Here is a 12,401-nt window from a genome sequence, read left to right as displayed (position 1 = left end):
CTGTCGGCGGACCAATTTCTCTCTTCACCACCGGCAGGCGGAAGACATCTTCGTGCGGTAGCTGTGGCTCAAACCGCCACCAACCGGGCCAATCAGCCGCTTAGGCTGATACGCCGGGTGGATCGTACACTTCGTCGCAATCGAGCATATGGTAGATCGACACCAGCAACTTCCGAGCGGTCGCCACCGCTGCCTTCTGCTTGTTCTTCCGGCGCTCGATCCGGTGATAGAACCGACTCAAGTACTCGTCTTCGACCGTATGCACCGCCGAGTGGACTGCTTGAACCAGCAGCCACCGGACCTTCCCTGGGCCTTTCTTTGAGATGCCTCCTTCGAACCGCGAGTCCCCGGACTCGCGGATCACCGGGTTCAATCCCACGTACCTCACTACCTCCTTGGCTCTGTCAAACCGACCAATTTCGCCGATCTCCGCGTAGATCACTAACGCTGAGTAGTGAGCGATCCCTGGAATCGTCATGAGCAGTTGCGTCTCTCTGAGTCCTTTCGCCCGCTCCTCAATGCGGTCGTCTAACTGCTCAATCTCTGCGGTCAACGTCTCGATCACCGCCAGGTACGATGACAGCAACTCATCCCACGGAGGTGGCAGCGACAGTTTCTCAAGAAACGCTTGACCCTTCACGCTCAACGGCTTCACCCGACGGGTGATGCCGTTATCCAGCAGCAACGAGTGAATCTTGTTCGCGAAGCTTGTCCGGTCCTCTAACAGACTGATCCGGCCGCGCACGAGTGCGCGGCACTCCCTGATCTCGTCGGTAGGGACATAGCTTTCAGGAACTGAACCCAACCAGAGCAGCCGAGACAGTTCCTCGGCATCGACCTTGTCGGTTTTCTTGTCGGTTCGAGCGATCGCTTTCAACTTCGGTGGATGTCCAACGACCACGTCCAGATACTCAGACAGCATATCATAGATGTAGAAATAGTTCGTGGTAGCTTCCAGTAAGGCTTCGCCGCCAGCGTATTGCTGGCCAATTTCATCGAGGTCCGTGTTTTCGACACGGACCTGCTCGATCACGTCTCCGTCGTCGTTACGGACGGCCACTTGAGCCTCCCGTTTGTGGATGTCGATTCCTAAGAACATGTGTTCTCACTCCGGGGCACCGATGCGTTAGATGAGATTCACGTATTCGGGCTTTCCCGGCTGTCGCCTGCGGCGGCAGCCGGGCTGTAACGCCCCACTCTCGGCTTCCTTCGCACCTGGACCAGTCAACAGCGCGCGTTCTTGGACGCTGAATAGGGCTCGGTCTCTTGTGCCCCATGCTTTGCCTTCACCTGGCTAGGGTAGCAGGTTTTCCCATCGAGTCAACAGAGCACAATCTAGCCGTGCCAAACCATCATTCGTGCCCCTAGGGGTGTGCGAAGATATTCACCGGATTAGACTGAATGTGGCGTAATGGGTCGCTTGGGCGATATTACGTTGGAGGAACTCCACGAAGTCCGAGAGCAAACGGACGGAGAGAAGCCGCGAGAACGCGTTCTCGCGGAGATTGGTCGAAAGCAGGGTGATACACTACCGCGACTTGCCGAACGCCACGGTGTCGTCGAAAAAACCATCCGGAACTGGCTCGATTGGTTCACCGAAGAACCGATCGAGCAGGCACCCTACGACGAACAGCGACCAGGCCGACCCTCGAAACTCGAAGACGAACAACGCGACCAACTGTTCGAACACCTCCAAGATTCGCCGACTGAGCTCGGGTACGAGCAGCAGGCGTGGTCGACGAAGCTGCTGCTCCACCATGTCAAAAAGGCATACGGCGTCGAGTACAGTGGTGGACATGCACGCAAACTTCTCTGCAAGGCCGGGCTGTCCTACCGGACAGCGCGGCCGCGCCATCACGAAGCCGATCTAGAGCAGAAACAAGAGTTCCAGCGGACAGTTCAAAAAAAAAAACGGCCCGAGCTGAGCGAGAAGATCGTTGTCGTGGTCGATCAGTTCACCAAGCGTGTTGGCACCGTCCAGCGGCTCGGTTGGTACCCGATCGGGTCAGATCCGACGATAGAGATGACAAACTCGTGGGATAAGGTGACAGCGCTCGGCGCTGTCACCGACGACGGTGACAGTTTCTACTGCTGGACGGAGGATTCTCTGAAGACACAGCATGGACTCTGGCTACTCAAAGCACTCCAGAAAGAGTTTGGTGAGGAGCTGGTAGTGTTTTCTGGATCGTGCCAGCTACTTCTACACACGAGATCTCTGGGAGTATGTGAGTGGCGAGCGAGCGACCGAGACTGTCGGAGACAGTTCGGTCGCGTGCGTGCGCGGAGAGGATCTTGAGGTCTGGTACTTTCCACCGAAACTACCGGAACTCAATCCTGTGGGGGGATGCTGGGATCGTCTCCAAGAATGGTTCAAACACCGGCTCGTGCCCGATCTCCCGACGCTGAAGCAGCAGATGCAGCGGGGTCTGCCAACGGTTGAAGAACCAAATATCTGGAACTATTTTTGCCCATAGTATGGCAATTACTTATGGACGACCCTATCAATATGCACAGATACCCGAACCCGACTTTGAAAGTCGGCGCGAGAGAATGGCCATAACAACGTTAATATTGTTATTCTCAGCTGGCCAGTACATGCGATAGGCAAGCCGGGTGAGGCGGATCAATGGGGCAGGGTCATGATGCAACGGATGTTTTAACTCCCCGCCGTCAGACATTCCTTCATGAAACGATATGACACGACGATTCGAAATGGGGTGTTCTACATTGGAACCGACGACGGCCCGCTTGAAGTCGGGACAATGGAAGACATTTGTGCCCTCGTCGGTGAGACTTACACAATAGAATACGACGAGCGCCAACGGACACAGGACTGGCTTGACACGGACTCTGGCGGTCGGTTCACCTTCGACGTTCGTGAAACCCTCCTCAACATGGACTTTTCCGGCGAGTTTGTCACGGAGCTCGTCGATATCAGTGTCAGTACGACCAACAAGGAGGGCTACCCACTCCGTACCGTGGCTTTCGCTAATCGAATGACCGCGATATGGGATGCAAAAGGCGCGCTTGACAGCCGATAGGACGAGTGTAATCGATCATGGTGCTGACAGTGGATTTGAATTCTCTGTTGATGAATACGGTTTGCTCCAGTAGGAAGCCTCGCCCGCGAAACGAATTGCGTCTACCCGAGCTATTGTTTTTCATATTACACTATACCGATCATCCTCCCGCTTCATTGATAACTACCCAACTCCATAGAGTGTATTATTCCGACGATCGACCGAACGGTTTACGAGTATCGCAGTTTGATACGGATCGTTTCGGCAATATTCCTGATTCGCTCGGGGATGTCTCGCTCGAAGCGCTCACCCATCATTCGACTGATTGGGCCGGTAACTCCGATCGCCGCACTCGGTCCCTCTGGACGTGGTATCGGTGCTGCGACACCATGGATTCCCTCAAGCCGTTCCTGACGGTCGTAGGCAGTTCCATCATGCCTGATTCGATCCAAATCATTGTGGAGATCGTCTTCCGACGTGATCGTATTCGGACCCAAGGAAATGAGTTCAATCTCGCCGAGAATCGCTTCGAGGTGTTCTGGAGATAGCTGCGCGAGAATTGCCTTACCAGTGGCGGTCGCGTACAACGGGAGCCGAATACCAGTGAACGTATCCGTCCTGATCGCCTCCTCGCCTCGCGAGATGTAGATATGGGCCCCAAGGTCACGGTCGGCGACACAGAGGCTCACCTCGTCACCGAATTCTGTGGCGAGTTGGTCCACCTTGGGTTTCGCGTACTCGAAAAGCCGGGTTCGGTGGCGTCGATGGCCTCCGACTTCGAGGAATCGATAGCCGAGGTCGTACGTACCGTCACACTGAACGAGATATTCGGCTTCGACGAGGGTGCTAAGATGGCTGTGAACCGTGCTCACCGGAAGATCGAGAGCGTCCGCAAGTGCCGAAACACCCATTTTCCTTTCGGTACAACGCAGCTCCTCTATGATACGAAACGTTGTGCGAACCGCCTTGATTCCGTCTTTGTCGGGCATGGTCACTGGGTTCGGGCCTCCGGATAAAGTATTTTCCGACGATGCTGAATAGACAAATTCAAAAACCGGCAAGTCATTTTACTCAGCAATTGTGCCCGATAATTCATTACCAACTGTTTTCGGCCGATTTTTAAACGATTATATATGTGACTAAACTTATCGAATGGAATTTTGAGTATTCAGTACATGACGTTCTTCTCGGGTATCCGTTGGGATACAATATGCGGCCTCAGATCGTTCGATGTTGTCGGAATTCAGTTGATGCTATCCGACAAGACGGAATAGGATAAAATCGGTTTCCAACCAATGCCGGATCATCAGGGTCGTAGTATGACTTCGATCCGAACTTCATGACGCGAATCCGGCTTGTATCGGACGATGACTCGTGAACGACGCCCACCGTTGATTGTGCTGGCGGTGTTCGGCGGATCGATAAGGATTAGTATGGTCCCCCGAGATCGGAGTTCGTATGCGCATCATCTACATCGACTGTGATTCGCTCCGCCCCGACCATCTCGGGTGTTACGGCTACGACCGCGACACCTCGCCGACCATCGACACCATCGCCGAGCGGGGACGTCGGTTTACGAACGTTCACGCCTCGGACGTGCCGTGTCTACCGTCGCGAACCGCGCTGTTCACTGGCCGGTTCGGGGTTCACACAGGCGTCGTCAATCACGGCGGCCTCAACGCCACCGTTCGCCCGCGTGGCACGGCCCGTGGGTTCAACACCGCTTTTGATGGCTATCAGACGTGGATGTCGAGTCTGCGTCACGCTGGGCTCCACACCGCGCTGGTCAGCCTCTTCCCTCAACGCCACGGTGCGTGGCACGTCGTTGATGGCTTCGACGAGTGGCATGACACCCACGGTTATCGGGCCGACCACGTTTATCCCTATGCCGAGGAGTGGCTTGAAGCCAACGCCGAAAGTGACGACTGGTATCTCCACGTCAACTTCTGGGATCCACACACTCCCTATGATACCCCTTCGGAGTACGGCGACCCCTTCGCCGACGAGTCCGCCCCCGAGTGGCTCACCGATGAGATGATCGCCGACCAGCGCGAGAGTTACGGCACGATGAGCGCGCGCGAGACGGGTGACGACGACCTCGAACGCACCCCCGAGGAACTCACCACGCGCGAAGATTTCAAGCAATGGGCCGATGGCTACGATACCGGGATCCGCTACATGGATGATTACATCGGACGGATTGTCGAACAGTTGGAGGACGCCGGCGTGCGCGATGAGACGCTGTTCATTGTTTCGGGCGATCACGGCGAGAACCTCGGCGAGCTCAACGTCTACGGCGACCATCAGACCGCCGACGCCGTCACTTCGCGCGTGCCACTCATTATGAGTGGCCCCGAAATCGAGCCGGGTGTCGACGATTCACTTCGTTATCAGCTCGACCTGCCACCGACGGTTACTGAGTACGTCGGCGGGGAAATTCCCGATCACTGGGATGGTCGGTCGTTTGTCGATGCATTGAACGGCGTGACGGACCCGGATTCAGACCGGGAGTTCCTCGTGTTCTCACAGGGGGCGTGGGCGTGCCAGCGTGGGGTTCGGTGGGACGACTGGCTCCTCGTCCGCACATATCACGACGGATTCAAGGATTTCGCACCGGTTGAACTCTACGACCTCTCGGCGGACCCGCACGAAACCACGAACCTCGCCCGCGAGAACGTCGATGTTGCCCGTGAAGGAATCGCGCTACTTGAAGGCTGGCAGAGTGCACGACTCGCCGAATCGGCGACCGGCACCGCCGGCGGAAATCCGGATGCTCCCCGTGCGCTCACCGATCCACTCGTGGAAGTCCTCGAAGAGGGCGGGCCGTTCCATCCGCGCAACGATATCGACTTCGACGACCTCATCCACCGGCTCCGCGAGGCAGGCGACGAAAGACACGCGAAGAAGCTGAAAATTCACGAAGGGTTTGTTCCCCAGGATATCGACGCGTATCTCACGGGTGAGAACGTCTGGAAACATGAGTGAGTTCCAGTACGACCCCCGACCTCCGAATTCGGTCACGTCGTGATTCGGACCCGGTAGAGGTGATCAGGATCGTTTTCACTCACTCGGCGACGGTGAATCCATTGGAGAGACGGAGGTCGTCGCTCGCGCGACCGACGAACACCTCGAACTCGCCAGATTCGACGCGGCGTTCGCCGTCGGCGGTCCACGTCGCGAGCGTTTTCGGCCCCAACTCGAACGCCACGCGCCGGCGTTCGCCGGGTTCGAGAGAAATCTTCTCGAAGCCCGCGAGTTCGATCGTGGGTCGCGACCGACTGCCGACCACGTCGCGGACGTAGAGCTGGACGACCTCCCTGCCGGCGCGTTCGCCGATGTTCTCGACGGTGGCCTCGATGTCGAGGTGATCGGTTGGCGAGATCGTTTGCGCCCCTATGGCGAGGTCGTCGTATGCGAACTCGGTGTAGCTCAGCCCGTGGCCGAACGCATAGAGCGGGTCGTTCGGGCAATCGACGTAGGAACTCGACCAGCCCGGCTCGGCAGTCGCTTCGGGTCGGCCCGTCGGGAGTTCGTCGTACTGGAGCGGGACCTGCCCGACGGTTCGCGGAAAGCTCATCGGGAGTTTCCCCGATGGTGAATGATCGCCGAAGAGCACGTCGGCGACCGCGTTGCCGCCCTCGCTTCCGGGATGCCACGCTTCGAGCACCGCGGGGACGTTCTCGGCGGTCCACGGGATCGCGAGCGGCCGGCCACTTAATATGACGGTGACGACCGGCGTTCCCGTTTCGAGCGCGGCTTCGAGAACCGCGCGCTGGTCGCCGGGCAACGAGATGTCGGTTCGACTCGAACACTCGCCCGAGAGTTCCCACGGCTCGCCGACGGCGAGCACCGCCACGTCCGCCCCCGCCACCGTTTCGACCAGTTCGTCGCGCTTTTCCGGAGTAGTCTCGCCGAAGCGGTCGTACCCCTCCACGAACTCGATTCGGGCCGCATCGACGGCGTTCTCGATCCCCGCGAGGATCGGTACGGCGTCGTCGCCGTCGCCGCGGGCGCGCCACTCGCCGAGCACGTCGGTGCCCTCCGTTGCAAGCGCGCCGCCGACGGCGACGGTGCCGGCGTCTGTTAGTGGAAGCATGCCGTCGTTTTCGAGCAACACCATCGACTCGCGCGCGCCCTCGCGTGCGGCCTCGCGGTGGCGCTCGCTCCCGACGACGGACTCGCGTCGGGCGTCGTCGAAGTAGCGATACGGGTCCTCGAACAGCCCGAGGCGGCGTTTCGTTTCGAGAACGCGCCTCACTGCGTCATCGAGGAGCGACTCCGCGACGGTGCCCTCCGCAACGAGCTCTTCGAGTTCCTTTGAGTAGATGTGGCCCACCATGTCGACGTCGGTACCGGCTTCGAGCGCCGCCCGTGCGGCCTCGCGCTCGTCGACGGCGATGCCATGGGGAAGGAGTTCGCGCACCGAGTTCCAATCCGAGACGACGACGCCATCGAAGCCCCACTCGTCCTTGAGGAGGTCGCGCAACAGGCCCTTGTGGGCCCCGACCGGGACGCGCTCGAAGTCGGTGAACGCGGTCATCACCGAGCCGACACCGGCCTCGACGGCGGCCTCGAACGGCGGAAGGTGTCGCTCGCGGAGCGCGGTCTCGGAGACGTCGACGGTGTTGTACTCGCGGCCGGCGAGCACGTCGCCGTAGCCGACGAAGTGTTTCACACACGCGAGCATCGTGTCGGGAGCCGCGAGGTCCGTTCCCTGATAGCCGCGGACCCGTTCGTGCGTGAGTTCGGCGGCGAGGTACGGGTCCTCGCCGCTCGATTCCATCGATCGGCCCCACCGAGCGTCGCGGGCGACGTCACAGGGTGGCGAGAACGTCCATGTGATGCCGGCGGCGGCGGTTTCGGCGGCCGCGGCGGCGGCGTTCGCCCGAACGGTCTCGCGGTCCCAACTCGCGGCCTCCGCCAGCGGCGTCGGGAAGACCGTCTCGTAGCCATGCACCACGTCGAAGCCGAACAGGAGCGGGATCCCGAGGCGTGACTCCTCGACGGCGAGTCGCTGATAGCGCTCGCGGGCCGCCATTCCGTCGGTGTTCAACATCGATCCTACTCGCCCCGCCGCGATCTCGGCGTCGAGATCGACCGTGCCGACCGATGGGCCGGTTTCGTCGGTGCCGTTCAACTGATTCAACTGACCGACCTTCTCCGAGAGGGTCAGTTCGTTGAGTAGGGCCTCGATCGACCGGTCAGATCCAATGGCCCCGACAGGATCGGTCGTTCCGTCGGCTTCGCGTCGGCCGTCGCCTCGGCTTGCAGGTCCGTCTCCCATGTACGTCCGTTCGTTTTCGTAGCCATCAATCCGTGTTTCGGTTGCGGCACGATTCGAGTTCCACGACTGCCCCGGCCGAACCGTCGATCCTCCGTGGGAACCCGGCCGTGCGTTCGTGATTGTGTTCGTATATGATCAAAAGTGCTATTTACTGTTCCAGTGTAGGCAGGGCATGGTCGCCACCGCGGTACAGCTATACACGCTCGATGGGTTCGCGGTCTCCGAACCCAAGAAGATCCGGATTGCGGCCGAGACCGGCGTCGACGGTGTCGAGATGGTTTATGATGGGGCCCCCACGGACGAGACGATCGCCGCCCTCGACGAGAGCGGGCTGTCCGTGGCGGGCCTCTCGATCGGTCCGGAGGACCTCGACGACCCGATCGAGGGGGTCGTGGCGGCGTGCGAACGGCTCGACTGTTCGACTGTGGTGCTCGGCTACCTCGGCCCCGACCACTACCGATCGCCCGAAACGATACGCGAGACCGCACGCCTGCTCTCGACGGCCGGCGAGGCCTTCGCGGACCGCGGTCTCCGATTTCTCTATCACACGCATCGCCACGAGTTCGAGTCGGTCGAGGGCCGTACCGGCTTCGAGCGCCTGCTCGAATCGCTCGATCGGTCGGTCGGTATCGAACTCGACCTCGGATGGGCCGGCGTCGCGGGGGCCGATCTCTACTCCCTGCTTACCGAGTTCGGCGACCGAATCGTTACCGTACACTTGAAAGACATGGATTTCGAGGCCGAGACGTTCGTCAACCTCGGCAACGGTGACCTCGACGTCGAACGATCCGCGAAAACCGCGATCGACGTCGGCGTCGATTGGCTGGTCTACGAACACGAGGACCCCGCCGACCCGGTCGAATCGGTCGTGACCGGTGCATCGAAACTTCGACAGTTCACCGAACCGGCTTCGTCGAAGTAGCGGCCTGACGGTCCGAACGCCGTCAGCGGTCGTTCGCTGGCCAGTTCTGCGTGACGAACCCCTTCGTGCCTTCGAGCGTTTCGGCATGGTCGGACCGTCCGGTCGCGCGAAGGCGATCGAGGTACTCGTCGAGACCGTCGGGATGAAACGGCCCGTCCCCAGTGAGAACCTCCCAGAGCGGGTCGGCTGGGGATCGCGGTGCGTCCGGGTTGCCACCCGCTCGGTCGCGGGCGGTGTCCATCAAGCGCTCGCTCTTCCACGTATCGAGGTGGCGAATCCCCCGATCGACGACCCCGGGCTTCGCCTCGGCGAGGTCGGTCGTGAGATGGGGATCGGATTCGACGTCGAAGAGCTGGGTCGGCGGCAGGTCCTTGTAGGCATCGTGGAAGGTGCGCACGAGGAGATAATTATCCCATCGAACGGTGCGCTCGACCGCCCACGCCGCGGTCGAGGTGACGACGTGCGTCCGGCCGCCGGCCGTCGCGTCCGTCCCGGTGAGCGCGTCCGCGAACGAGGTCCCGTCCCATCGGGGGCCCGGCTCGCCACCGATGAACTCCACCACCGTCGGCGGGAGGTCGAGATGGTATCTGAGTTCGGTGTCGACGCCGGGTTCGACGCCCGGACCGGCGATTATCAATGGAAGGTTCACCGTGAGTTCGTCAGCGGTAGCGTGGTCGGCGTAGACGTTTCGTTCCCCGAGGCTCTCGCCGTGGTCGGCGGTCACGACGATCAGCGTCTCCGCGAGAGCGTCGCGTTCGTCGAGCACGTCCAGAAGCGCCCCGATGTGGTCGTCCATGTAGCGGATACCAGTATCATAGCCGTCCACGAGGTGGCCGAAATCCTCTCGGTCGCGGATCTCGTCGGGCATTCGGTCTTTGACCGCCGGCGATTCCTCCGGACCGACGCCGCTCCAGTAAAAGTGCAGGTCGCGGGCGCTGAACGGGCCCGGGAGGTCGCGGTGGGCGGCGATCGTCTCGTCGGTGAGCCATTCCGGGGCCGGCTCGTCGGCAAATGGATTTCCGTACGACAGCGGGGTTCGATACGGGGTATGAGGATCCCAGAAGTTGAGATGGAGATACCAGTCGTCGCCCCCTGTATCGTCGAGCCACGCGGTGGCCGCCGCGGAGACCTCCTCGGCGGTTTCGCGTCCGTTCTCGCCCGTATCGATCCATTCATTGAAGCCATCGAGAACGTGGTAGGCACCGTGGCGCGAGGGAAACGGCGAGATCAGTGCGGTGTCGTAGCCCGCGCGATCCATCGCCTCGGGCCACGTGTGAAAATCGCCGAGGCCCCTGAAATCGCGCCGCGAGCCGATCGGCCGCGGGTCGGCGTTGAGACCGCCGTGGTTCATCACGCCCGTATGAAACCCGAAGCGGCCGGTGAACAGCGCGGTTCGGGAGGGCAGACACGGCGTGTCGGAAGCGTAGTGGTTCTCGAATCGGCGACCACGCTCGGCGAGCGCGTCGATGGTCGGCGAGGTGTCGCGATCGTAGCCATAACACCCCAGATGGTCGGCGCGCAGCGAGTCACAGTCGATATACAGAACGTTCACGACTCGTTCCGTCACCGCATCCGGTCATAGCTCTTTCGTCACTCGGCTTCGGGCGCGCCACGAACTCGGGATTTAAGTTACCCACCCGCGGAGAGCGAGCTACATCCATGCCGGACAGCTTCGGACTCGATGGACTGACCGAACTGCGCGACGAACGAAGCCGCTCGATCACGGCCGAGAACCCGGATGGAACTATCGGCGGCGGCGGACGAGCGGCGAGCGACCTCGGTACGGGCCGCAAGGGCCGCCCGAACGTCACGCTCGAACGCGGCGAAACCACGACGCTCGCCGATATCGACGGCTCCGGCGTCATCCGCCACATCTGGCTCACGGTCTCCGGTGGCGGCGCGACCGACGACCACGTCCTCCGAAACCTCGTATTGTGCGCGTACTGGGACGGCGAGGACGCTCCCTCGGTGGAGGTGCCACTCGGGGATTTCTTCTGTAGCGGCCACGGGGAGTTCGCGACCGTGGATTCGGTGCCGATCGTGGTCGCCCCCAAAGGTGGGTTCAACTGTTATTTCCCGATGCCATTCCGTGACGGGGCGAAGCTCACCATCGAATCCGAACACGACGAAGATGTAATGTGCTTTTATCAGATCGACTACAGCGAGACGGCCGTCGCCGACGACGCCGCGACCTTTCACGCCCAGTGGCGACGGACGAACCCAACAAAATTGGGCGAGGATCACACCATACTCGATGGCGTCGAGGGCGAGGGCCAGTACGTCGGGACCTACCTCGCGTGGGCCGCCCTCGGTGACGAGTGGTGGGGCGAGGGCGAGATGAAGTTCTACCTCGACGGCGACGAGGAGTACCCAACGCTCTGTGGCACGGGGACCGAGGATTACGTCGGCGGGGCGTGGTGTTTTCTGCCGACGAGCGCCGAATCGCTCGCGGACCAAGAGACCTACTCGACGCCGTATCTCGGATTCCCGTTCTACGACGACGACGGTGCCCGTCCGTCCTCCTACGGACTGTATCGCTGGCACGTCCCCGACCCGATCCGGTTTCGCGAGGACCTCCGCGTGACGGTGCAGGCGATCGGCAACGATTCAAATGGGCTGTTCGAACGCTCCGACGACGTTTCGTCGGTGGCTTACTGGTACCAACGCGAACCCCACACGATGTTTCCGGACCTCCCCGACCGGCGCGCGCGCCGACCGCGCTAAAAACAATTTCTCCCGTCCCACTCAGAAAAGCGTCCCCGTAACCCGACGAAACGCCATCGTCAGGATCGGAAATAACACGAGACACACGAAGACCGCGAGCGCGAACAGGGTCTCGCCGTACAGGACGAGTGCCGAGACGACGATGATGATCCCCAAGAGACCGATGACGAGCCAATCCGTTCGGACCGGTAACGATATTCCTGCCATCCCAACGGGCAGGTTTCGAACGAACCCACATACAGTTATCGATCACGCCAACGGGTCGCAACATCCGACAGACCCGTCGTCCGCACCCCACACCTTCGCGTTCTACTACGACGATGAACATGGTTATCGGTGAACGACCGAAATATATATTACTACGGAGCCTGTCCAAGAAACATCGGCAGGGAAATCAGATTCTACGGGTTCCGAGTTCACATGACGTAGATTTTATCTAGCGGAAACTCCT

General features: G+C 60.7%; 11 protein-coding genes. 6 read left to right on the top strand and 5 right to left on the bottom strand.

Features of this window, described 5'->3' with window-relative positions:
* Window positions 1-100: 100 nt before the first annotated feature.
* Window positions 101-1,099, bottom strand: a complete 999-nt coding sequence (locus tag C448_RS05415) for an IS110 family RNA-guided transposase (RefSeq protein WP_004052452.1) — start codon at window positions 1,097-1,099, stop codon at window positions 101-103.
* A 312-nt stretch (window positions 1,100-1,411) separates the two neighbouring features.
* Between C448_RS05415 and C448_RS16675 the strand changes: the two genes are divergently transcribed.
* The 3 genes from C448_RS16675 to C448_RS05400 all read left to right on the top strand — a co-directional run bounded on the left by C448_RS16675 (window position 1,412) and on the right by C448_RS05400 (window position 3,041).
* Window positions 1,412-2,296 (top strand): IS630 family transposase, encoded by an 885-nt coding sequence (locus tag C448_RS16675; RefSeq protein ID WP_004052450.1) that lies wholly within the window; start codon window positions 1,412-1,414, stop codon window positions 2,294-2,296.
* Window positions 2,226-2,474, top strand: coding sequence for a transposase (locus C448_RS16900; RefSeq protein WP_275039124.1), 249 nt, complete (start codon window positions 2,226-2,228; stop codon window positions 2,472-2,474). The genes C448_RS16675 and C448_RS16900 overlap by 71 nt, the downstream gene beginning before the upstream one ends.
* Before the next feature lie 210 nt (window positions 2,475-2,684).
* A complete protein-coding gene (locus tag C448_RS05400) occupies window positions 2,685-3,041 on the top strand; it encodes a hypothetical protein (protein ID WP_049916065.1) in 357 nt (118 codons plus the stop codon).
* Between the two features lie 209 nt (window positions 3,042-3,250).
* On the opposite strand, the gene C448_RS05395 is transcribed toward C448_RS05400, so the two are convergent.
* Window positions 3,251-4,009 carry an IclR family transcriptional regulator gene (locus tag C448_RS05395; RefSeq protein ID WP_004052445.1) on the bottom strand — a complete coding sequence of 253 codons (759 nt, stop codon included), beginning with the start codon at window positions 4,007-4,009 and terminating at the stop codon, window positions 3,251-3,253.
* Window positions 4,010-4,478: 469 nt separating this feature from the next.
* On the opposite strand from C448_RS05395, the gene C448_RS05390 reads away from it, so the two are divergent.
* Window positions 4,479-6,005 (top strand): sulfatase family protein, encoded by a 1,527-nt coding sequence (locus C448_RS05390; RefSeq protein WP_004052443.1) that lies wholly within the window; start codon window positions 4,479-4,481, stop codon window positions 6,003-6,005.
* A 79-nt stretch (window positions 6,006-6,084) separates the two neighbouring features.
* On the opposite strand, the gene bglX is transcribed toward C448_RS05390, so the two are convergent.
* Window positions 6,085-8,304, bottom strand: coding sequence for a beta-glucosidase BglX (bglX, locus tag C448_RS05385; RefSeq protein ID WP_004052441.1), 2,220 nt, complete (start codon window positions 8,302-8,304; stop codon window positions 6,085-6,087).
* A 172-nt stretch (window positions 8,305-8,476) separates the two neighbouring features.
* On the opposite strand from bglX, the gene C448_RS05380 reads away from it, so the two are divergent.
* Window positions 8,477-9,226 (top strand): sugar phosphate isomerase/epimerase family protein, encoded by a 750-nt coding sequence (locus C448_RS05380; protein ID WP_004052439.1) that lies wholly within the window; start codon window positions 8,477-8,479, stop codon window positions 9,224-9,226.
* Window positions 9,227-9,248: 22 nt separating this feature from the next.
* Here the strand turns inward: C448_RS05380 and C448_RS05375 are convergent, their stop codons facing one another.
* Window positions 9,249-10,778 carry a sulfatase gene (locus C448_RS05375; protein WP_049916080.1) on the bottom strand — a complete coding sequence of 510 codons (1,530 nt, stop codon included), beginning with the start codon at window positions 10,776-10,778 and terminating at the stop codon, window positions 9,249-9,251.
* Between the two features lie 107 nt (window positions 10,779-10,885).
* Between C448_RS05375 and C448_RS05370 the strand changes: the two genes are divergently transcribed.
* Window positions 10,886-11,950, top strand: a complete 1,065-nt coding sequence (locus C448_RS05370) for a glycoside hydrolase family 172 protein (RefSeq protein WP_004052437.1) — start codon at window positions 10,886-10,888, stop codon at window positions 11,948-11,950.
* Window positions 11,951-11,971: 21 nt separating this feature from the next.
* Here C448_RS05370 and C448_RS05365 read toward each other — a convergent pair whose 3' ends face one another.
* Window positions 11,972-12,157 carry a hypothetical protein gene (locus C448_RS05365; protein WP_004052436.1) on the bottom strand — a complete coding sequence of 62 codons (186 nt, stop codon included), beginning with the start codon at window positions 12,155-12,157 and terminating at the stop codon, window positions 11,972-11,974.
* Window positions 12,158-12,401 lie beyond the last annotated feature (244 nt).

It is taken from the genome of Halococcus morrhuae DSM 1307 (assembly GCF_000336695.1).
Lineage (GTDB): Archaea > Halobacteriota > Halobacteria > Halobacteriales > Halococcaceae > Halococcus > Halococcus morrhuae.
Note: the sequence above shows the minus strand (reverse complement) of the source record. Positions and strands in the feature narration are given on the sequence as shown.

Coding starts and splice junctions, on each gene's coding strand:
- C448_RS05415 (WP_004052452.1), bottom strand. CDS start 1,099: ATGTTCTTAGGAATCGACATCCACAAACGGGAGGCTCAAGTGGCCGTC.
- C448_RS16675 (WP_004052450.1), top strand. CDS start 1,412: ATGGGTCGCTTGGGCGATATTACGTTGGAGGAACTCCACGAAGTCCGA.
- C448_RS05400 (WP_049916065.1), top strand. CDS start 2,685: ATGAAACGATATGACACGACGATTCGAAATGGGGTGTTCTACATTGGA.
- C448_RS05395 (WP_004052445.1), bottom strand. CDS start 4,009: ATGCCCGACAAAGACGGAATCAAGGCGGTTCGCACAACGTTTCGTATC.
- C448_RS05390 (WP_004052443.1), top strand. CDS start 4,479: ATGCGCATCATCTACATCGACTGTGATTCGCTCCGCCCCGACCATCTC.
- bglX (WP_004052441.1), bottom strand. CDS start 8,304: ATGGGAGACGGACCTGCAAGCCGAGGCGACGGCCGACGCGAAGCCGAC.
- C448_RS05380 (WP_004052439.1), top strand. CDS start 8,477: ATGGTCGCCACCGCGGTACAGCTATACACGCTCGATGGGTTCGCGGTC.
- C448_RS05370 (WP_004052437.1), top strand. CDS start 10,886: ATGCCGGACAGCTTCGGACTCGATGGACTGACCGAACTGCGCGACGAA.
- C448_RS05365 (WP_004052436.1), bottom strand. CDS start 12,157: ATGGCAGGAATATCGTTACCGGTCCGAACGGATTGGCTCGTCATCGGT.